Consider the following 20,832-nt stretch of genomic DNA (forward strand, 5'->3'; position numbering starts at 1 on the left):
TGCGAAAAATTTGATCTAAATCACGTAATTATTTCGCATAAAAAAAGTGAGCATTACGCTCACTTTTTGGTTTAAGGTTGTAGAACATACTATTTGTTTAGTATATCGACCATAATTGCTACCGATTCATCGAGATAAGCATCTGGAGCTTCATAATCTTTCGGAATGTCGTCTAGCGTCTCAAATGCTTTTTCACCTAACGTTTTTTGACGTTGGTTCACACGAGCAAGTCGCTTCGAATCAGCCTCATCAGCTTCTTTCTTACGAATTTTCTCGTTCAAGGACAAAGTATTCTTGTCTTTGTTGGCATTGTACTCTTCGATATCTTCTTGAATGAAACCAAACTCTTGGTCTTTAGCAATACGCTCTAGGTGTTGCTTGGTCAGCAATTGCACTAGATCCGAAGGATCACCAAGCACTTCGTACTTCGCTTTGTCGATACTATCCCAAGGTAATGCGTTATCTTCCACACTTTCACCTGTTTCTTCAGGGTTCACTGCCGTTGGATAAGCAATATCTGGAACAACACCTTTATGCTGAGTACTACCACCATCGATTCGATAGAATTTTTGAATGGTGTACTGAACATAGCCAAGCTCTTTATCGAATAAATCATAGATATGGTTCAGTGAACGGTGTTGTTGCACAGTACCTTTACCGAATGAGTTCTCGCCCAACACAATAGCACGGCCGTAATCTTGCAAGGCTGCTGCAAAGATCTCAGATGCGGATGCACTGTATCGATTGATCAATACTGTCACTGGGCCTTCGTAGCTGATCTTACCGTCGGTGTCTGCGTTGACATTCACTCGACCGTAACTATCACGAACTTGAACGACTGGTCCGCTCTCGATAAACAATCCAGATAACGAGGTAGCTTCCGTCAGTGCACCACCACCGTTATTACGTAGATCGACAATAATGCCTTCAACACCATCAGCTTTCAGTTCTGTGATCAGTTTGTCGGTGTCTTTTGAAAGGCCGACGTAGAAGCTCGGTACTTCAAGAACACCATGTGGTTTATGTTAACCCCAGTTCAAGAACTGCTTAGCATTCAATTCTCATGGTACAGCGCCAAAGCTGCCCTTAATCGTATCAATGACCTACTAGCATTAGAGGAAGAACAACGACCACAAAGCAATGTGAATCCATTCAGCCAAGAGCATGAAGTCGACATCAATATTGAGAACGTAGATTTTTCCTACAACGAGGAAGTACAAGTGCTCAATCGACTTAATGTTCACATACCTGCTGGTAAAAAGGTCGCATTAGTGGGAGCCAGCGGTGGTGGTAAATCAACCTTAATCCAATTGTTGATTGGTGTTTATCGCCCCAACTCGGGCACGATAAAATTTAATGGTTATGACACTGAAGAGATAGGTTTTGAAATAATCCGCAATGAAATAGCTGTTGTATTACAGCAACCTATACTCTTTAATGACACATTGAGGCATAATCTGACACTTGGTACAGATTACAACGATGAGCAATTATGGAATGCGCTCGAAGTTGCACAGTTGCAAGATGTCATCAAGCAGCTTACCGAGGGATTAGAGACTCAGGTGGGCCGTAACGGCATTCGACTTTCAGGGGGTCAACGCCAGCGTCTGGCTATAGCTCGTATGGTGTTAAGCGATCCTAAGTTTGTCATATTAGATGAAGCGACATCGGCACTGGATACATCAACCGAGGCTGCACTCCACTTAGCACTGAATAAGTTCTTGAACGGCAGAACCACACTTATCGTCGCTCATAGACTATCAGCGGTAAAACAAGCAGACCTTATATATGTACTGGAAGATGGTCAGGTATCGCAAAGCGGCACCCATGTAGAACTCGTAGAACAAGATGGTTTATACCAAACTTTATATGGAAATATTCAATCGACAGCCTAATTTAAGTGACAGGGTGACATAACTTATGTGTTCAAGTCAGTCTGCCCTGTCTATACCGCAAAGCGCACCCAAAGCGGTGCGTCTTTGTCAGGGTTGCGACCTTGCCATCGAACCCCATAAACTTCCCAAGGGTCAAAGCGCGTTTTGCCCTCGCTGTAACCTACAGCTCTATAAAGGTGGAACGCCCTCTCTTGGCGGCAATTTAGCATTGGCGATTACTTGCCTACTGCTTTTTGTTCCGTCTCACTTTTTCCCTTTTATTACTATTCGCTTGTTTGGTGTGATGATACCCGCCACTCTACCTTCTGGTACTTTTACCCTAATAAGCGAAGGTTTTGTTTGGTTGGGGCTACTGATTTTATTTTGTAGCTCTATTGCTCCTTTACTTGTCAGCTTAGGCGTGATTTTAATCCACCTCAGTCAACGATTTCGTTGGCTCAAAACATTCCGATTTACCGTTCAGTCTATTCAGTATTTAAAGCACTGGATGATGCTAGACGTGTTTTTGGTGAGTTTGGGGGTTTCTTGCTTCAAGCTTCAAGACTATGCCGACATCTATATGAACGTCGGGCTAATTGGTATTGTCGCACTACAAATTTTCTCACTTATTCTCATTGCTCGCTTCAGCGCGCGTCGCTATTGGGATCTGTGGCAGCCTGCAAAAACCACGAAGTTTAAAAGTTACGAAGTACACTGTGGTCATTGCCATTTGTCACAGCCTGAGGGTGAAAAATGTGTGCGCTGTGAGGCCAAGCTATCTCGCCGTAAGAAAAATTCAATTCAGAAAACGTGGGCATACTTGATCGCCTCATCCGTGTGTATCATTCCCGCGAACGTTATCCCAATTTCAGTGCTTATTACCAATGGTCAAAGGTTGGAAGATACGATTTTTTCTGGAGTCGCTTCTTTGGTGGTCAGCGATATGCTGGGTATCGCCATTATTATCTTCGTTGCTAGTATCGTGGTTCCCGTAGCAAAGATTCTCGGACTCATGTACTTACTACTAGCCATTCAATTTAAGCGACGCGTGTACCACAAACAACGCATGATTATTTACTACGTCGTTAAGTGGGTAGGAAAATGGTCTGTAATGGATTTGTTTGTAATCTCGATAATGATGACCCTGCTCGACCGCGGTCAAATACTCGATTTTACACCGGGTTATGGTGCCGTCTTCTTCGGCATTGTAGTTGTACTCACTATGCTTGCAGCAGACAGTTTTGATCCCAGGCTCATTTGGGACAACCTTAATGACAAAGAACCAGAAAAGGCAAACACAGCAGCGTCCGCGCAATCTAGGCACTCTGCCCAAGCAGTTCAATCGCATTCATCATCTGATTAGATAAGAGTTAACGTTTCATGGATAAACAGGCACACTCACCCAAGGTTAAGCGCGATATCGGTATATCACCTTTATGGATATTACCGTTACTGACCATCGTTTTAGCTGGTTGGCTGGTTGTAAAAACAATGAATGAATCTGGACAACGGATTCAGATATACTTTTCAGATGCGGCTGGTCTGATTGCTGGTCGTACGACCATTCGCTACCAAGGCTTGGAAGTTGGTATGGTGCGTGATATCAATCTCTCCGAAGACCTGTCTAACATCTACGTAAGCGCGGACATCTACCCTGAAGCAGCTAAACTACTCGGTGAACACACCCGCTTTTGGTTGGTAAAACCGACAGCGAGCCTATCTGGTATTTCGGGGTTAGATGCGCTTGTATCAGGTAACTACATTGCAATTTTACCTGACGATGATTTTGAATCTGCAAAACCGAAATTAAAATACTACGCGTTGGATGCTAGCCCTGCTGATCTAACACCAAAAGAAGGTTTGAACATTGAACTAGTGTCTAAAGACCTAGGCTCAATCTCAATTGGTTCAACCATTTTTTATAAAAAGATTCCAATTGGAGAAGTGTACAACTATAAGCTCTCAGACTCTTCAGATTCCGTTATCATCAAAGCTTCGATTCAAGATGAATATCGTCACATCATCAATAATAAAAGTCGTTTTTGGAATGTCAGCGGTATTGGCGCGCATGTTGGTTTTGAAGGCGTTGATATACGCTTAGAGAGCTTATCTGCTGTGCTTGGAGGTGCTATTGCTGTCGATTCACCGGAAGACGGTATCCAGCTAGAAGAAGGAAAGACATTCAAGCTTTACCCCGATCTCAAGACTGCTGGTCGTGGTATTTCGGTACGTATTGAGCTTCCAGACGGCCACAAAGTCAGTGACAATGGTGCCCCAATTATGTTCCGTGGCCTAGAAATCGGTCAGGTGACAAATATTGTTTTAAGTGAAGATAGAGAGCAGATAATTGCCTCTGCAGCCATTCAGCCGGTATTCAGCGACATGCTTACTCAGGGCAGCGAGTTTGTATTGGAAGAAGCGAAAGTCTCTCTTGCGGGTGTTGAAAACATATCTAACCTCCTCACCGGCAACTTCTTAACCTTGGTGCCCGGTGGAGGCGAAGCAGCACGTGAGTTCACCGCGATTCGTAAAGATCAATATAGCCAACAAGGTGGTCATGCAACAGTGATTAGACTTGTTTCTGACAACGCCTTTGGCATGGTTCCTGAGACACCGGTACTCTATCGGGGCATTAACGTCGGTAGCATTACGGAAGTTGAACTAGAAGGTGAACAGGTCATTCTCCAAGTTCTTATAGAAAACCAATACCTGCATCTAGTTAAATCTAACACACGATTTTACGTCACCGGCAGTGCAACTGCATCACTTACAGAGTCGGGGCTGAGTGTCACTGTTCCTCCAGCGAAACAACTACTGTCCGGGTCAATTAGCTTTATGAGTGAGGGCTCTGAAAAGTTACAAGATGAATACACCTTGTTTGCGAATAAGTCCCTAGCTGAACTTGCAAAAACCAACCGCGCTGGGTTTAAACGTGTTCAGATCTATTCTACAGAGCTTCCTTCTATCTCTATTGGTAGTCCACTACTCTATCGAAATTTAGAAGTGGGTAGCATTGAGGACTTTTCTTTGGTTGATGGTGGCGTCATCATAAAAGCGAAAATCAATCAAAAGTACGCTTACCTTCTGACCAACCAAACGGTTTTCTGGAATCGCTCTGGTGTGGAAGTTGATGCCTCTCTAGCCGGCGTGTCGGTGAAAGCCGCGCCAATAAAAACCTTAATCCAAGGTGGTATCGCCTTTGACAACCTACCGGGCGTTGAAAACATGTTAGGCAATAAGTGGAAGCTTTACGAGAACTACCAAACCGCTCGTAAATACGGCAAAGAAGCCACCATCATCACAATGTCTAACAATGCGATCAAACCAGGCACTGAGATTCGCTACCAAGGTGTTAAAGTAGGTGAAGTCAGTGTAGTGGTGCCAGATTTTCGTAACCAACGTGCCATGCTAACCGTCCGTATTCTTCCAGAGTACGTAAACAATATTTTGCTGGATAAATCGGTATTTTGGTTGGTTGAACCAGAGCTTGGCTTATCAGGATTTAAAAACCTCGATTCTATTCTAAGCCAGTACATTCGCGTAGAGCCAAAAGGCACTACACCTTCATATAAGTTCAATCTCGCGAGCCAACCGACAGAGCGCAATGGTACAGAGTTTGTCTTGCAAAGTGTCTCGAAAGGATCCGTTGGTGTCGGTACCCCGATACTCTATCGAGAAATCGAAGTCGGTAAAGTAGAGTCAGTGGAACTGGGCAAACTCGCTGATCGCGTCATTACTCGTATTCGAGTTCATCCCGATTACGCCTACTTAGTTAGAAGTAATACCGTTTTCTGGAACGTGTCTGGGGTTGATGTCTCTATAGGCCTTACCGGAGCAAACATTAAAGCAGGTACTGTCGATAGCATACTTAAGGGAGGTATAACTTTTGCGACACCCGAAGATGCTACCTTACAAGACATTGCTACGGCGGGAACGACCTTTATTCTGCACAAAGAAGCCGACCCTAGTTGGAGTCAGTGGCGCACCGCAATTCCAAAACCCTAGAGTCTGTTGACGAAAAATCAAATAACTCAACAAAGAGCAGCATTTTCGCTGCTCTTTCTCTTTTTACCCTCTTGTTTTTGCTTTACACTTCCCAGCAAATTCCTAATCCGAGTAATCCCTTTGCACAGTAACGTATACCTCCCAGAAGAATTCCTTAGCGAGATTGAAAAGATACTGCCAAGTCACCTTTTAATGGATGACTTTATTGCTTCCTGTCAGCGCCCTTTGCGCAAAAGTATCCGCGTCAATACGCTTAAAGTATCAGTTGAGGTATTCTGTGAGATCGCGAAAGGAAAAGGCTGGGAGTTAGAACAAGTGCCTTGGTGTGCTGAAGGGTTCTGGATTATTGCAGACGAATCTGAAGTACCTCTTGGAAACACTGCCGAGCATATGTCTGGTCTGTTCTACATCCAAGAGGCGAGTTCGATGATGCCAGTTTCTGCATTGTTTGAAGATAACTCTGATTATGAAGCTGTACTTGATACCGCAGCGGCACCAGGTTCCAAGACCACACAAATTGCGGCTCTGATGAACAATCAAGGTATTCTTGTTGCCAACGAGTACGCTGCGAGCCGTGTTAAAGTACTTCACGCTAATATTGAGCGCTGTGGCATTCGCAATGCCGCACTGAGCAATTTTGACGGTCGTGTATTTGGTCCTTGGCTACCAGAGCAATTCGATGCGGTTCTTCTGGACGCACCTTGCTCTGGCGAAGGCACAGTGCGTAAGGATGCGGACGCAATGAAGAACTGGAGCAAAGCTTCGGTCTTGGAGATAGCACAAACACAAAAAGAACTCATTGAGAGTGCATTCCATGCACTGAAGCCTGGCGGTACTCTGGTTTACTCAACCTGTACTTTGAGCGAAGAAGAAAACCAGCAAGTTTGTCACCACCTGAAAGACATATTCGGAGACGCGGTTGAGTTTGAGTCACTCGCAAACTTATTCGAAGGCGCAGATAAGTCATTAACGCCAGATGGTTTCTTGCATATTTTCCCACAGTCTTACGATTGTGAAGGTTTCTTTGTTGCTCGACTTCGCAAGACAGCAAGCGTTGCTCCGCCTGAGGTTAAGAAAAAACTGGGTAAGTTCCCATTTGTAAAAGCATCGAAAAAGCAGACTCTAGACGTCGAGAAACACCTCTCAGATACTTTGAATATCACACTACCACAAAGTAGTTCTATTTGGATTCGTGACAACGACGTATGGCTTTTCCCTAACGCGCTCGAGCCTATGATCGGCGAATTACGCTTTTCGCGCATGGGGATCAAAATTGCAGAGATGCATAAAAAAGGCTACCGCTGGCAACATCAGGTCGCGATGTCACTATTTGAACCATCGCTGCACGACGCAGCGCGTGTAGAGCTCTCTATCGAAGATGCTCGAGAATGGTTTATGGGTAGAGATGTGCGCCCAGAGGGTCAAAGCGGTAAAGGTGAAATTATAGTCACCTATAACCAATCTGCTATCGGTCTTGGTAAATGGGTCGGCAATCGCATTAAAAATGGCCTACCACGAGAACTAGTGAGAGATAAGAACTTGTTCTAGGATTTACGCGTTGACCTTACTGAAAGTTATTATTGAAATTACATGCAGTTATAAAAAGAGCACCACTTAGTTGGTGCTCTTATTGTTTGAAACTGGCGAAATTGCGATCTTAAGCTAGTATTAAATGTAGTTTAGACAACCTTATTCAGCTTGCTGAAACCAGTTAGCGCGGGCTCTTCGGAGCCATTTCCCCTAGGCCCAGAACAGGAACGGTTCTGGGCTCTTTTTGTCGAGGACACTCTATCAATTTAAGAAACTAGCCGTTTAGGCGAATGCCTTCTTTCTCGATAGTAATTTTGCCAGCTTTGTATAAGCCACCAATGGTTTTCTTGAACGTTCCCTTACTCGTACGGAAAGCCGAGAAAATAGCTTCTGGTGAAGACTTATCGTTCAGTGGTAGAAAACCACCTTTCTTCTCTAACAAATCAAGTATCTTTTGGCTAAGGTCATCCATTTTCGCTACACCAATCTTCTGAAGAGACAGGTTGATCTTGCCATCTTCTCGAATTTCTTTGATATAGCCTGTTAGGCGCTTACCGACAAACAGTTTACCGAATACATCTGATGGGAAGATCATCCCCCAGTGCTCGCCATTAATGATTGCTTTGTAGCCTAAGTCACTGCGCTCTGCGATGATGAGCTCTACCGACTGATTGCGCTTATAGTTTGCTGGAGTTTTATCCAACCATTTATTGAACTTAGTAGTACCAACAATACGACCAGACGCTTTATCTGTGTATACGTACACAAGGATCGTTTGACCTTCGTTGAAACGAGCACGCTGCTCACTAAAAGGAATAAGCAAGTCTTTCTCTTTAATACCCCAATTTACAAACACACCAGTACTGTTCACACCCTCTACGGTCATCAAACCCCACTCACCGACAGATGCGATTGGCTTAGTGGTCGTCGCCGCCAGTTGGTTATCTGAATCTAGGTACAAAAAGACGTTAAGAGATTGTCCAATTTCACTGTTTTCCGGTACGTAGCGAGAAGGCAGCAATACCGTGCCGTAATCATCCGCATCTAAGAAAAGGCCAAAGTCTGCCTTCTTTACAATCGGTAACTGGTTAAATTGACCAAGTTTAATCATCATTCATTTCTCTAATATAAATTTACGGAGATTATACGTGATCTCTGTTATCCTTTCGCGTGAAAGTCGCAAGATAATGAAAATAATCAGCAAAACATCAAGGAGACATGAGTGATCACCGTTGATAAGCAAGACGCTATTACCCTGAAAATCACCCATGCCATGAAAAAATCGAAAAAGTTAGACCTAGACGTTTACCTTTTTATTCCAGGAGAACTCAACCTCACCTCGGACACGGTTTCTGAAACGGACTTTTACTACAACTCCATCACACAAAAACGTTCATATTTTAGTGATAAAACCCTACTACCCTTGGTGCACAGCCGACTAGCTCAACGTGGGCGTCTCTCATCTACTCAGTATCGTGTTAGTTTGAGTTTGTTTGCCTATCAATACGTTATCGCGCTCGATAAGGCGGTAAGTACACTAAATAAAGAAAAAGCTGAAGACATTACCTCTGACGAGGTCGATGAGGTTATCGAGCTTGCTCTAGACATCCTAAAGCGATTGAGACGAACTATACCGTTTGATGAAAGCCTCAAACGCTATTACGTCAATATCGATAACTACCTATCTTGGTATACCGAACAAAAATTCTTATCGCTGGTGGCTCATCTACCACGTGGCAAAGAATACTCCACCATCAAAGAACGCCTTATCACCTTGTGTGAAAAGGAACGCGCTCACCGAAAATTACATCGCTATAACTCGCGTAAGGTTCGCGAAGATGTGACTCGCATGAGTAATAAGATGCGCTTATTACGCCGTTTGATCGAGCATCCTATCGTTCTGAAAGAAAAAACCTTGTCGATGGGTAGTAACATTCAGCGTGCTGTCAAAGGTATTGCGACCGGTTTAGTTATGGTCTTTGTCACTACCAGTGTTATCTGGGCACGTGACTACCTTGGGGAGATCACCGCATCTTTCATCATTGCGATGTCATTCATTTATGCATTACGTGAGGTATTTAAGGATGATCTACGTGACATCCTTTGGCGTTGGATTCGTAAGGGCAAACCAAAATGGCGTAAGCGTTATATTGACCCGACCACCAAGAAAGCAGTGGGTAATAAGCTCGAATGGCTCGATTACACCAGCCTCTCAAAACTCCCTGACCGTATTAAGTCGATTCGTAAGAAGCGTGTCGTGCAACGTGAAGAAGCGGTGTTGCACTACAAAGCACACACCAGTATGACAACATCACTGTTTATGAGTGGTTATGACGAAACGCGTGAATCTCTGCAGATAAGTTTACGATCATTAACACGACTAATGGACAAAGGTTCAAACAAGGTATACACCCTCAAAGAAGGGCAAGTTAGTAGAGAGTCTGTTGAGAAGCGTCACCTTCTCAACCTAATTATCAAAGAAGATAACCAAGACGGCAGTCCAATATACTACCGCTGGAAAATAGTTCTTAACCGTTCAAAAATCGTCGACATCGAGCAGATGGATATTGAACAGATTGAGGATGCCTAACGTTTAACTTTCACGGAAAGTGTTAAAGAGAAAGTTGCCATTGGCGTGTCACCATCGGTCGATGGACAGGTAGCGACAATGGTGACGTCTTTATTAATTCGCTCTCCCGTTGCGATCGTTTCATCCAACATATTGTCGATTAACGGTCCGTCCAGACACGTAAAGATGACATCCGCTTCTGGCCTTCTCAAAAACTCGGCAGACACGCCTTTAAAAGCCAGTGAAATTTTTTCCCCTCTCTGCTTGGCTTTGTCCATTGCCAAGAAGCCACCCGCTACATCCGCCCCTACCGCTAGCGTACCAAAGTACATACTGTTGAGGTGGTTCTTAGTGCGCCTTCGAAGAGGGATTTTAACTTCCACCATTTCATCATTGAGCGTAACGAGTCTAGGGCGACACAACCAAATCAAGGGCACCTTAAAAAAGCCAAATAATGACAAGTAGATATTTGCTTTAAATAAATCCATTTAATCCTCCATAACATGTCTGACCAGTTAAGATTATCGTCTTTAGTTTGTCAAAGTCTTCAACAAAAAACGCGATTAGAAACAATCCCTTCTTATCAGATGCCAACGGAGAGTGACAGGGTGACGTTAGTTTCTACAATTTCTCAAGACTCTCCTTAAAACGAACAAAAGCGAAAGAATATTGAAAACAAATGTGGTTGAAACGCAGGTAACGGTTTATTCCTCTAGTCATTTCCGCTATCTTTACCGCTTCGCAACGAAATAACAGGCGACATCATGCCATTAAAAACAGACGAACTAAGAACTCAAGCATTGGGTCCAATGCCAACACCTGCTGAGTTGGGACAATCTCATCCCATTACAGAAGACGTTGCAGAAAGGATTGCCAACTCTCGCCGTCAAATTGAAAACATTCTGACAGGTGAAGACCAACGCCTATTGGTGATCGTTGGTCCATGTTCTGTTCATGACACGGAAGCGGCTATCGATTACGCAACTCGCCTTGCTGCTATTCAAGAGCAATACAAAGATGAACTATTCATCGTTATGCGCACCTACTTTGAAAAGCCACGTACTGTTGTAGGTTGGAAAGGTCTGATTACTGACCCTAACTTAGACGGTTCATACGCACTTGAAGCGGGTCTGAACAAAGCGCGTAAGCTTCTACTAGATATCAATAAGCTTGGTCTAGCAACAGCGACTGAATTCCTAGATATGATCACAGGTCAATACATCGCTGACCTTATCACTTGGGGCGCAATCGGTGCTCGTACGACAGAATCACAGATTCACCGTGAAATGGCATCTGCGCTCTCTTGCCCTGTTGGTTTCAAGAACGGTACCAACGGCAACATCAAGATTGCTATTGACGCAATCCGTGCGGCAAAAGCTTCTCACTACTTCTACTCTCCAGATAAAAATGGTCGCATGACGGTATACCGCACTAGCGGCAACCCATACGGTCACGTGATTCTGCGTGGTGGTGATAAGGGCCCGAACTTTGATGCTGAGTCAGTAAAAGCCGCGTGCGATCAACTTGCTGAGTTTGATCTTCCACAACGCCTAGTGGTTGATTTCAGCCACGCAAACTGCCAAAAGCAACACCGTAAACAACTAGACGTTGCTCAAGACATTTGTGATCAGATTAAATCTGGTAGTCACTATGTAGCCGGTATCATGGCAGAAAGCTTCATCGAAGAAGGTAACCAGCCAATGGATGACCTAGATAACCTGAAATACGGTCAATCGATTACCGATCCATGTCTAAGCTGGGAGCACACTGCTCAAATGCTAGATATGCTTGCGGACGCTATTAAGGTTCGTTCAGCTAAGTAAATTGCGCTGACAAACCGATGATAAAAGCCTCAATATCACGATTTGATATTGAGGCTTTTTTAATTCTATTTTCCGCAAAATCTAACCTAGCCTGGTGATGCTATTTCCTGATATTGGGATTAAATTAACGTTCATTATTTGATGATTGTTTTAATATGAACCTCTAATAATATCGAGGTGATCAGGAGGCGTTATGTATAAGCAGCTATCCCCTGAACAACGAGTCAAAATCTGGGCGCTTAAAAAAAGCGGTAAGTCTCAAACTCAAATTGCTAATGAATTAGCTATTCATCGCTCAACGGTATCTCGCGAACTCAATAGAAATGCGGGCCCCTACGGTTATGAGCCTCAATTAGCTCAACGCCTTGCCTCTTATCGTAAAAAGCACCACCAGCAAGCCTATGAGATCGAGTATAAAGATCTGATTGCAGAGCTAAGAACGTTAGGGCTAGACCCTCAAGGTTGCAAACGCTTTATATTTCACCATCATCCAGAACTAATGGTCGAACAAGTCGATAAAATCTTCGAATTAGTGTCGAAAGACGTGGTTTTTGACCAATAGTGTGAGCCGACTCACGTGTTGCACTTGCTCAGTTCCATCATGATTCTCAAAGGCATAGCTTGTTGCACTTGCTCACTCTTTAAATGAAAAGTGGCTGTGACAAAGACAAAGCTGTTGCACTTGCTAGCAAAAGACAACATTCTGTATTTGTTGCACTTGCCACACAACTAGTGATGATTTTTATATAAATAATTGAAATATATACACTTTTAGGTCTAATTCACTTTGTGACTCATATCACTTTCCAACTGAAAATCTTATCTAATATAGAGACGTAAACGATCATCATTGAATGCAAGGAGCACAAAATGAAGAAGTTCAGTCACGTCGGGATCCCTACCCCCAATCAACATCCAGGTGAAACTTTTAACGAAGCAATCGGGCTTTATGTCACCGACTTTAAGGAAAGCGAAAATCATATCGAATGGTTGCGTTTCTTAGAGGACAGTCCAATGCCGGAAGAGCTTAAGAACACGGCACATGTTGCTTATGAGGTCGACAACCTTGATGAAGCAATGAAAGGAAAAACGGTCCTATTAGAACCTTTCTACCCAAATGATTCGTTAAAGGTTGCTTTTGTACTGGAAGATGAAGCCCCTGTCGAGCTAATGGAATACATAGACTAGCTGCCATTCTGCTCATTAAATATCTGAAAAATAACAATATATAGAGAGTTATATCATGAAGAAATTTATCAATAACGCGGAAAACATCACCACTGAACTTCTCCAAGGTTATGCAATGACCTTTCCACAAAAGATCAAAGTGGTTTCAGAAAAAATCGTAGCACGAGCAATACCTAAAGACCCGAACAAAGTTGCGATTGTGACGCTTGGCGGTGCTGGACATGAACCTGCGCTAAGTGGCTACGTTGGTGAAGGCATGCTGGATTACTCTGTTGTGGGCGATATTTTTGCCGCCCCTGGTGCGCCTAAAGTGCTTGAAGCTTTAAAAATGGCGGACTGCCCTGCAGGAGTATTACTTGTTGTGCTAAATCATGAAGGTGATGTAATGGCGGCCAACATGGCAATGGAAATGGCTGAACGAGAAGGCATTAAAGTAAAAATGTTGCTGACTCACGAGGACATCAGTGCCGGTCTAAACACTGATATAAAAGACAAACGTGGTCTTGCAGGTTGTGTACCTGTTTACAAAATTGCAGGTGCAGCAGCAGAAGCGGGTTTACCACTAGAAGAAGTCTACCGCGTTGGTGAGAAGTTTAATCAAACCTTAGCAACACTAGCGGTAGCAATGAGTAATGCCACTCATCCTCAATCGGGTATGGAGATCGGCGACCTAGCTGGAGATGAAATGGAAATCGGTATGGGCCAACACGGCGAAGGCGGTGGTGGTCGCATGAAGATTCAGTCTGCGGACGACACAGCAAATATCATGCTTGAGCAATTATGCAAAGCGGTTGATGTGAAAATGGGTGATGAGCTCATGCTTATGATCAACGGCTCTGGGGCAACTACGCTAATGGAAATGTTCATCGTTGCCCGCGCATGTCACCACAATTTACAGGACAAGCAAGCTAAAGTGGCACGTTCTAAAGTTGAAGAAGTCCTCACGGTTCAAGAGATGGCTGGATTCCAGATGTGTATTGGTAAGTTCGATCAAGAAACGCTTCAATACTGGGATAAACCATGTAATACCCCTTACTGGACTCAACAATAGCGTCATTCAACGGTTAAGTGCTGCTCTTTAGCGTAGCACTTAACCGATTATCTCAGACCATCCTCATTCATGTACTTATCGAAAGTACGTGCAGGCTTTGACATGCTTAAAGGAGAGGAAAATGACAGTCTTAAATCAAACTATGTTATTCGACATGTTAGAAACTGCCGCGAATAATATTCAAAACCAAGTTCCCCACTTAAACGAACTCGATAGCAAAACTGGCGATGGAGACCATGGTACAACAATGCTTCGTGTTTGCCACTGCATCGAAGAGTCCCTATCTCATGCCCCTAAAGAAACCTTGTCACCAGAAAAGCTAAGCAAACAGATCCAAGATATTGGTTGGTCAATTATGTGCCAAGACGGCGGCTCTGCTGGAATGCTCATTGGCAACTTGTTCATGGGAATGGGATCTGCCATTCAAAGTAACGAGCTTTCCGTTTATGAAGCGGCAGATGCGATAAGAGCAGGTGTTGAACGCGTCATTCAGTTCAGCGGTGCACACCAAGGGGAAAAAACCATGCTTGATGCACTGATTCCTGCTGCCAATACCATGCAGTGGGACGCCGAACACGGTGTCGAGCTAGAAGATATGTTCGAACATGCCGCCGATGCGGCTCAATCCGGTGCTGAGTCAACTAAGCAAATGATTCCAACACGTGGTAGAGCGAAGAACATGGGTGAACGAGCCGTTGGGCACGTGGACCCAGGAGCAACCAGCATGGCGCTTCTGTTCTCTTCATTTAACGAAGCCGTTCACCATATTCATTAAGGAGAGCAACATGGCAGACAAAGATGGCAATCAAATTGCCAAAGACTATGGCTTAGATAGCCCTGCTCGTAATCAAACCTTTCACGTTAAAGGTATGGAGAATGTAGATTGGGGTATGAAAGATCGCTTGAGTCGAATATTTCGTCCAGAGTCTGGGAAAACCGTGATGCTTGCGTTTGATCACGGGTACATCATGGGGGCGACAGCCGGTTTAGAACGCTTAGACTTAGCCATCGAACCACTTGCTCCTCATGCCGACGCTCTCATGGCCACGCGCGGAGCGATCAGAAGTTGTATTCAACCTAATCACAATAAGCCTGTCATTCTCAGATCCAGTGCTGGTAGCACAATCTTAAAAGATGACATAAGTAATGAGTTTGTTGGTGTAGATATCGACGATGCGATTCGCATCAATGCTTCATGCTTGGCGGTTCAAGTATTCGTTGGTGCAAATGGTGAATGTTCCAGTTTACATAACTTAGTGAAAGCAATAGATGCTGGGGAAAGATATGGCATCCCTACTCTTGGCGTCACAGCGGTTGGTAAAGAAATGGAACGAACAAACCGTTACTTCATGCTCGCGACTCGTGTTCTTGCTGAACTGGGTGCACACATTGTTAAGACCTATTACTGCGAAGACTTTGAGAAGGTTGTGGCTGCTTGCCCTGTTCCAATCGTGGTAGCTGGCGGGAAGAAAGTGCCCGAACTAGATGCTCTCACACTTGCCTATAACGCCATTCAATCAGGCGCTGCCGGTGTGGATATGGGCAGGAACGTATTCCAATCCGATTGCCCGGTTGCCATGCTAAAAGCGATTAACAGCGTAGTCCATCAAGGCTATACACCACCACAAGCACTCGATCTCTATCACTCGGAGAAAAGCTCAATGAGTTAAGGATGATATTATGAAATTTTCACAGTTTATCGTAATCCCAATTATGGTCGCTTTCTTAGCGTTCACGGTCCAAATATTGGACCAAATTTTGGCACCCGCGATGCCAGTAGAGGGCAATGTTGGATTTGGTTGGATCGCATTCATTGCATGGGCAATGTATTTCATGGCTGGATGCACCCCCGAAGGAGCCAAGAAAACGTTCTGCGGTTATATTGCGGGTATTGTTGCTTCTATTGCAATCATGGAGTTCGCTGGATTATTCAGCCCAATGGGCTTCGTCGCAACACCGCTTGCCATCTTTGTGGTTGTTATTGGTTGCATTTGCCTAGAACGTTTACCCCCATTTGATTTCGTCCCTGCGTTGTTTGTGGGTGCAGGTACCTTCTTTGGATTTATGTCTTACGTTGGAGGGGCAAACTACGTTAACGCGACGATTACTGAATTGGTTTACTGTGCAATCGGTCTAGGATACGGCTGGATGACGGTATCGCTACGTACTCGTTATGAGCATTATGTCGAACACGGTTCTGATCACGGTGCACATTTAAGTCATTAAGATGCGCTCCCTTAACCATTAGAGAGCTAGGATTGTTCGACATTACGTGCAAGCCCTAGCTCTCTGTCTTTGAAGCTCGTGTTTTTTTAACAAGGTAGCGATGTCTTCCTCACTGCAATCCACGATCAATGGCTCCATATTATTTGGAATACCCGCCCCAAATTCCCAACTCGCGCGTTTCTCGCATAGATTCACGAAAGTTCTAATCCACTCGCCATGAGAAACTATAACAATAGTTTGACTTCCATTGCTTAAACTATCACTTAGAAACGAAAGTATACGATCAACGAACTCTATCTCTGGTTCCTCACCAAAAGACTTTCCACTCAATGGGAGGTTATACCTGTTTGAGTAAGCAAGCCATTCACTGTGCTGGTTTACTTTCTCATTGATGACCTCACCTTGTAATAGGCCAAACCTACGTTCGCGTAGTCTCTGGTCACATTCCATCGGGAGCTGGTGTGTTTTTGCTATTAGTTCAGCCGTTCGTTTAGCTCGAATTAAGTCGCTAGAAAACAAAACCACACCTTGAGAGTCAATAAAGTACTCTTCCAGCGACAGGTTTAAGGCAAGGTCACGACTACTTGGAGTAATGTCACTATCCAACCAACCATGTAATCGATGCTCGATATTCCAGTATGTTTGCCCATGTCGGACTAATATGAATCTCATGAAAGGCTTGATGAACGATTACTTTGATAAGAACTCGAGTTAGGGTCAAAATGCAAATCAGCAAACACATACTTCAACACTTGCTCTAACCTATCCCACTGCCAATCTTGCTTCGGTAACCCAAAACGAATCGCATTGTTTTCGTCACATAGCCGGGCTAAGACTTGGTTTTTACACATTGTCTGATGAGTAATTTCCGCGTTATTTAGGTAGGCTGTCACGAACAAGTTTCCCGAAGTATAGTGACAACGCCAAGCATTAGAGATCAGGGATTCTAACCTTGTGATATCTGTTTTAAGCTGCTGTCGTGTTTGCTGTTGCCAAGTGCCATCCTGTAGAGCTTGATTGACTACCCAACGAGCAGGCCCCGTTACTGTCCACGGACCGATTTCTTCGCGTAACTTTTGCAAAATAGGTGATACTGCAAAAACAAATCCGACCCTAGCCCCCGCCAAGCCAAAGAACTTTCCAACTGAGCGAAGAACGATCAGGTTTTCATCGAGCTTCGACTGAGTATTAAATGTTGGAAGAATCGACTTTTCTGGTGTGCAATCCATGAAAGCTTCATCAACGATCAACCTTCCACCCTTGGCGTGAAGTTGTTGCTGAAGACGGTGCATCGTTTGCTGATCGATGAAGTATCCGGTTGGATTATTTGGGTTGATGATCAAAATGACGTCTGCGCGCTTAACTTGCTCATCAGAAGGGATGTCATCATAGAAATCAAGATCCCACATTTGATTGTTATGTCTTAATTTCTGCCAAGCATGTTGGTGTTCTTTGTAGCCAACGGAAGGAAGGCAAATAGTCCCACAACGACCAAGGTGTTCGGTGACGATAAGTGGCAATAGCATTATCGCCGCCTGAGATCCCGCAATCGCTACGGGAGTGATTCGAGAGTTGTAATAGGACTGCGCGGCTATCTCTAGACCGTCATTATCCTCTGGAAGTCGATTCCACGCTTCTAATGGTATTGAGGTGACCGGATAGGTATAAGGGCTCACACCCGTGGAAACATCGACCCACTCCTCCTTGCTCCCACCATAAACACCGATCGCTTCTAAAAGTTTTCCACCGTGATGAATCACTGCCTTATGCTCTCCAACTCACATTAACCCAATAACGCACACTAACCACAAATAGCTCAGCCCGAAACTACTTCGCTTTACCAGGTTATTCGCTCTATCAATCGCTTCAGGAAACGCCTCTACTCCTATGCCCATAGGTTTTTTATCGTGCAAAACACCATCATAGTAGGTAGGGCCACCGATCTTAATCCTCAAAGCACCTGCACCAGAAGTCATCACGACACCACCATTGGGACTAGCACAATCTTTTGCTTGAGTCTTCCAGCAAGTCAGCGCCTGCTTAAAGTCACCAGTAAAGGCATAGGCAAGCGCTGTGATACGCGCGGGTACCCAGCCCAGCAGATCATCAAGCTTCGCTGAGAAAAAACCGAAATGTCTATATTTTTCATTCTTGTAGCCCCACATCGCATCTAAGGTGTTTGCTAATCTCAGCAGCACGGCACCCGGTGCTCCAAAAATGACAAACCAAAACATAGGGGCGAACACGGCATCATTGCCATTTTCTAGCACCGACTCAATAGCAGAAGAAGCGATTTCTTTTTCACCCATCTTCTCTGTGTTACGGCTGACGATCATCGATACCGCAAACCGAGCGCCAGTCATATCCCCCGATTTTAACGGGACATAAATATGATGAGCATGCTCAGTCAAACTTCGTCCACCGATGGTCAAATAGAGAATAATGGTACTAAAGATAAAATTAATTAGAGGGAACGAACTAGAGAGCAGCGTTGAAATCAACCAAGTGAACATAACTGGAGGTGTAACCGCTAAGAACCAAGCAAGCGCACCGTTACGCCTGTTATATTTCGCTACAGAGTCAGAATTGTATTGATGAGATTTCTCACGAGGAGAAAGCCTTAGCTTAATCTCAATCAACCTTGATAACCGGCCAAAACCAACAAGTGGATGAAACCTTCTTGGCTCACCGAGAAGTTGGTCAAGCCAAAGTGCACAAATAATACTTAACGCACCAGAAAGTAAGTGATTGGTTAAAAGTTCAACTGATGCAGGCATTACTCATACAACTCGAGTGGTTCGATTCAAATCCTTTTTAGGTGCGGATAATTTACTATTCCACAGTGACATTGTCACATGAAATTACCTAATTAGGCTGAGAGGATTACTTCCTGTTTTTCTGATTCCCTTGCTTTCGCTGTTTCCATAAGCTCAACTCCTCAACCGTATCGATATCGATAGAAGCACTACTCAGTTCCACCTCCTCAATACTGCAGATTCCTTCGTTGAGCAACTTCTTCGCTCCTACATCACCACTTAATGATTTTAACGATTCGAAATGTTCCTTTGGGAATAGTGCTGGCACTCCCCTTTTTCCAGCATATTTCGCGCATACGACACCGCCTTTGTATGCTGTAATCAAGCTCTGAAGTTGCATTGCATCAATATCAATTTGGTCTGCTAACGTTATCAAAATAGCATCGTAAGAGGCTGCTAACTTACGAACACCGAAAGCAATGGAAGAGCCGAGACCATGTTGCCATGAAGAGCAGTGAAGTGTGGAACTTCCAGTTAAGTAACCAGCTTGCTGGTATTTTTGAACATCTTCATGCCAACGCCCAGTGATTATATATACATCGCCTATGTCACTGGTTAGTGCACTTGTAACAGTACGCGATAATAAGGTTTCTGTAGACGAAACAGCAGCAAGAAGCTTACATCTTGAAAACCGGCGACTCTCTCCAGCAGCCATAATCATGATGGCAACCTTCATATCAGCTCGCTGCTCTTCTCATTGGATGATTGGTAAGTAGTGCATCACTTAAAGACTCAGCGGTACGATGATTCACAGCGGCTTGGCATTCAGACAAGATAGACAAAGCAATAGTTTCAGGTAGATCTCCACCAATATTAAGCCCTGCCGGACCAGCGAGCGGTATCGCTAAATCATTCAAGTGGATACCAGATTGAGTAATGACACGATCTCGCCTATTCATGGGCCCGAGCAAGGCCAAATATTTTAGTTGTACATTTGTCATTGCAGACAATGCTTGTGCATCAAGTTCAACATTGTGTGTCATCAATATTGCAGCTTGTACTGAATGTTGTTGGCAATACAGCCCGAGACTCTCTCTATCACAGGTTAGGCGGCAATCCACTGTCGGAAAATACTCGGGGCGGCCATTCGCCGGCCTAGGGTCCCATAAGGTAACCTGCCACCCTAGCTGATGAGCGATGGTTGCAACCGGCCTAGCATCAATGCCCCCTCCTGCAATCAATAAATGAAGAGGAGCCTCAATGGTCGTACACAACCAATCTCCGTCTTCATCCTTTATAAGCTCGGAGTTTTTGGCTGTCTTTTTAAGTGGAATAGCTTGAGTTGAGAAACTGGCATTGACGCTATCTCGAGAAACTTTTTGCAGGTAATAACCAGTGGTACGAGAACGCATAGCGTCGAGCAATTCAGGCAACTTCAGATAGTCATTTAATGCTGAAATAGGCTGTAAAAGGATGTGAACGACCCCACCACACCCAATACCTAATTGAAACGCGAGATCATCCTCATCGCTTCCATCATAGGTTAGTGTCATCGGATGACCACTGACCGCCACTTTTCTTGCTTGTAAATGAATGTCTGATTCTAAGCATCCTCCACTCAACATTCCCAGCTGATCACCCTCGTCACTGAACAACATCATGGCTCCCGCTTTGCGATACGCAGGCCCTTCCGTTTGATAAACCGTTCCAAGAACCCACTTCGCCACATCCCTTTTCGAATACCAATCAGACAATAAATAGAACAAGTGATTCGACATACTCCGCTCCTGCACCATCGCCTCAGACGATT

18 protein-coding genes and 2 pseudogenes are annotated in these 20,832 nt (G+C 44.4%); 12 read left to right on the top strand and 8 right to left on the bottom strand.

Annotated features, from left to right (window positions below; genetic code table 11):
• Positions 1-89: 89 nt before the first annotated feature.
• Positions 90-1,022 (bottom strand): annotated as a pseudogene (locus DPF91_RS16185) (carboxy terminal-processing peptidase); the annotation flags it as partial.
• On the opposite strand from DPF91_RS16185, the pseudogene DPF91_RS16190 reads away from it, so the two are divergent.
• The 4 genes and pseudogenes from DPF91_RS16190 to rsmF form a co-directional block, all read left to right on the top strand.
• Positions 1,014-1,895 (top strand): annotated as a pseudogene (locus tag DPF91_RS16190) (ABC transporter ATP-binding protein); the annotation flags it as partial. The pseudogenes DPF91_RS16185 and DPF91_RS16190 overlap by 9 nt on opposite strands.
• A gap of 25 nt (positions 1,896-1,920) precedes the next feature.
• Complete coding sequence (locus DPF91_RS16195) at positions 1,921-3,237, top strand: paraquat-inducible protein A (RefSeq protein ID WP_117235485.1); 1,317 nt, start codon at positions 1,921-1,923, stop codon at positions 3,235-3,237.
• Between the two features lie 17 nt (positions 3,238-3,254).
• A complete protein-coding gene (locus tag DPF91_RS16200) occupies positions 3,255-5,879 on the top strand; it encodes a PqiB family protein (protein ID WP_117235486.1) in 2,625 nt (874 codons plus the stop codon).
• A gap of 120 nt (positions 5,880-5,999) precedes the next feature.
• The gene (gene rsmF, locus DPF91_RS16205; RefSeq protein ID WP_117235487.1) at positions 6,000-7,427 is read left to right on the top strand and encodes a 16S rRNA (cytosine(1407)-C(5))-methyltransferase RsmF; all 1,428 of its coding nucleotides are present in this window, start codon (positions 6,000-6,002) and stop codon (positions 7,425-7,427) included.
• 256 nt (positions 7,428-7,683) lie between these two features.
• Here the strand turns inward: rsmF and DPF91_RS16210 are convergent, their stop codons facing one another.
• Positions 7,684-8,520 (bottom strand): CvfB family protein, encoded by an 837-nt coding sequence (locus DPF91_RS16210; RefSeq protein WP_117235536.1) that lies wholly within the window; start codon positions 8,518-8,520, stop codon positions 7,684-7,686.
• A gap of 111 nt (positions 8,521-8,631) precedes the next feature.
• Here DPF91_RS16210 and DPF91_RS16215 point away from each other — a divergent pair, with 111 nt between their 5' ends.
• Positions 8,632-9,999 carry a hypothetical protein gene (locus tag DPF91_RS16215; protein ID WP_117235488.1) on the top strand — a complete coding sequence of 456 codons (1,368 nt, stop codon included), beginning with the start codon at positions 8,632-8,634 and terminating at the stop codon, positions 9,997-9,999.
• Here DPF91_RS16215 and DPF91_RS16220 read toward each other — a convergent pair.
• Entirely contained in the window at positions 9,996-10,466 is a 471-nt protein-coding gene (locus DPF91_RS16220; protein WP_117235489.1) for a PaaI family thioesterase, read from the bottom strand. The two genes, DPF91_RS16215 and DPF91_RS16220, sit on opposite strands and share 4 nt — an antisense overlap.
• Positions 10,467-10,742: 276 nt before the next feature.
• Here DPF91_RS16220 and DPF91_RS16225 point away from each other — a divergent pair, with 276 nt between their 5' ends.
• The 7 genes from DPF91_RS16225 (at position 10,743) to DPF91_RS16255 (ending at position 16,266) form a co-directional block, all read left to right on the top strand.
• The gene (locus DPF91_RS16225; RefSeq protein WP_117235490.1) at positions 10,743-11,801 is read left to right on the top strand and encodes a 3-deoxy-7-phosphoheptulonate synthase; all 1,059 of its coding nucleotides are present in this window, start codon (positions 10,743-10,745) and stop codon (positions 11,799-11,801) included.
• Between the two features lie 193 nt (positions 11,802-11,994).
• Positions 11,995-12,363, top strand: coding sequence for a helix-turn-helix domain-containing protein (locus tag DPF91_RS16230; RefSeq protein WP_117235491.1), 369 nt, complete (start codon positions 11,995-11,997; stop codon positions 12,361-12,363).
• 308 nt (positions 12,364-12,671) lie between these two features.
• Positions 12,672-12,989, top strand: a complete 318-nt coding sequence (locus DPF91_RS16235; protein ID WP_117235492.1) for a hypothetical protein — start codon at positions 12,672-12,674, stop codon at positions 12,987-12,989.
• 55 nt (positions 12,990-13,044) lie between these two features.
• Entirely contained in the window at positions 13,045-14,040 is a 996-nt protein-coding gene (locus DPF91_RS16240; protein WP_117235493.1) for a dihydroxyacetone kinase subunit DhaK, read from the top strand.
• A gap of 121 nt (positions 14,041-14,161) precedes the next feature.
• Positions 14,162-14,815 carry a dihydroxyacetone kinase subunit DhaL gene (gene dhaL, locus DPF91_RS16245; protein ID WP_117235494.1) on the top strand — a complete coding sequence of 218 codons (654 nt, stop codon included), beginning with the start codon at positions 14,162-14,164 and terminating at the stop codon, positions 14,813-14,815.
• Positions 14,816-14,825: 10 nt separating this feature from the next.
• Complete coding sequence (gene lsrF, locus DPF91_RS16250) at positions 14,826-15,710, top strand: 3-hydroxy-5-phosphonooxypentane-2,4-dione thiolase (protein ID WP_117235495.1); 885 nt, start codon at positions 14,826-14,828, stop codon at positions 15,708-15,710.
• 10 nt (positions 15,711-15,720) lie between these two features.
• Positions 15,721-16,266 (top strand): DUF1097 domain-containing protein, encoded by a 546-nt coding sequence (locus DPF91_RS16255; protein ID WP_117235496.1) that lies wholly within the window; start codon positions 15,721-15,723, stop codon positions 16,264-16,266.
• 42 nt (positions 16,267-16,308) lie between these two features.
• On the opposite strand, the gene DPF91_RS16260 is transcribed toward DPF91_RS16255, so the two are convergent.
• From DPF91_RS16260 to DPF91_RS16280, 5 genes are all read right to left on the bottom strand, one after another.
• Positions 16,309-16,938 carry a histidine phosphatase family protein gene (locus DPF91_RS16260; RefSeq protein ID WP_117235497.1) on the bottom strand — a complete coding sequence of 210 codons (630 nt, stop codon included), beginning with the start codon at positions 16,936-16,938 and terminating at the stop codon, positions 16,309-16,311.
• A complete protein-coding gene (locus DPF91_RS16265; RefSeq protein WP_117235498.1) occupies positions 16,935-18,026 on the bottom strand; it encodes a threonine-phosphate decarboxylase in 1,092 nt (363 codons plus the stop codon). The genes DPF91_RS16260 and DPF91_RS16265 overlap by 4 nt, the downstream gene beginning before the upstream one ends.
• Positions 18,027-18,044: 18 nt before the next feature.
• Positions 18,045-19,043 carry an adenosylcobinamide-phosphate synthase CbiB gene (gene cbiB / locus DPF91_RS16270; protein WP_117235499.1) on the bottom strand — a complete coding sequence of 333 codons (999 nt, stop codon included), beginning with the start codon at positions 19,041-19,043 and terminating at the stop codon, positions 18,045-18,047.
• 106 nt (positions 19,044-19,149) lie between these two features.
• Positions 19,150-19,758: a nucleotidyltransferase family protein gene (locus DPF91_RS16275; protein ID WP_117235500.1), complete on the bottom strand. Its 609-nt coding sequence runs from the start codon at positions 19,756-19,758 to the stop codon at positions 19,150-19,152.
• A gap of 1 nt (position 19,759) precedes the next feature.
• Positions 19,760-20,800, bottom strand: a complete 1,041-nt coding sequence (locus DPF91_RS16280) for an XdhC family protein (protein WP_117235501.1) — start codon at positions 20,798-20,800, stop codon at positions 19,760-19,762.
• Positions 20,801-20,832 lie beyond the last annotated feature (32 nt).

Source organism: Vibrio maerlii (genome assembly GCF_003415655.1).
Classification (GTDB): Bacteria; Pseudomonadota; Gammaproteobacteria; order Enterobacterales; family Vibrionaceae; genus Vibrio; species Vibrio maerlii.

What these genes read in the sequence shown, in the direction of transcription:
- DPF91_RS16280 (WP_117235501.1), bottom strand. Translation starts at nt 20,800, where the DNA reads ATGTCGAATCACTTGTTCTATTTATTGTCTGATTGGTATTCGAAAAGG.
- DPF91_RS16260 (WP_117235497.1), bottom strand. Translation starts at nt 16,938, where the DNA reads ATGAGATTCATATTAGTCCGACATGGGCAAACATACTGGAATATCGAG.
- dhaL (WP_117235494.1), top strand. Translation starts at nt 14,162, where the DNA reads ATGACAGTCTTAAATCAAACTATGTTATTCGACATGTTAGAAACTGCC.
- DPF91_RS16240 (WP_117235493.1), top strand. Translation starts at nt 13,045, where the DNA reads ATGAAGAAATTTATCAATAACGCGGAAAACATCACCACTGAACTTCTC.
- DPF91_RS16195 (WP_117235485.1), top strand. Translation starts at nt 1,921, where the DNA reads ATGTGTTCAAGTCAGTCTGCCCTGTCTATACCGCAAAGCGCACCCAAA.
- DPF91_RS16220 (WP_117235489.1), bottom strand. Translation starts at nt 10,466, where the DNA reads ATGGATTTATTTAAAGCAAATATCTACTTGTCATTATTTGGCTTTTTT.
- DPF91_RS16275 (WP_117235500.1), bottom strand. Translation starts at nt 19,758, where the DNA reads ATGAAGGTTGCCATCATGATTATGGCTGCTGGAGAGAGTCGCCGGTTT.
- cbiB (WP_117235499.1), bottom strand. Translation starts at nt 19,043, where the DNA reads ATGCCTGCATCAGTTGAACTTTTAACCAATCACTTACTTTCTGGTGCG.
- lsrF (WP_117235495.1), top strand. Translation starts at nt 14,826, where the DNA reads ATGGCAGACAAAGATGGCAATCAAATTGCCAAAGACTATGGCTTAGAT.
- DPF91_RS16255 (WP_117235496.1), top strand. Translation starts at nt 15,721, where the DNA reads ATGAAATTTTCACAGTTTATCGTAATCCCAATTATGGTCGCTTTCTTA.
- DPF91_RS16235 (WP_117235492.1), top strand. Translation starts at nt 12,672, where the DNA reads ATGAAGAAGTTCAGTCACGTCGGGATCCCTACCCCCAATCAACATCCA.
- DPF91_RS16225 (WP_117235490.1), top strand. Translation starts at nt 10,743, where the DNA reads ATGCCATTAAAAACAGACGAACTAAGAACTCAAGCATTGGGTCCAATG.
- DPF91_RS16210 (WP_117235536.1), bottom strand. Translation starts at nt 8,520, where the DNA reads ATGATTAAACTTGGTCAATTTAACCAGTTACCGATTGTAAAGAAGGCA.
- DPF91_RS16230 (WP_117235491.1), top strand. Translation starts at nt 11,995, where the DNA reads ATGTATAAGCAGCTATCCCCTGAACAACGAGTCAAAATCTGGGCGCTT.
- DPF91_RS16200 (WP_117235486.1), top strand. Translation starts at nt 3,255, where the DNA reads ATGGATAAACAGGCACACTCACCCAAGGTTAAGCGCGATATCGGTATA.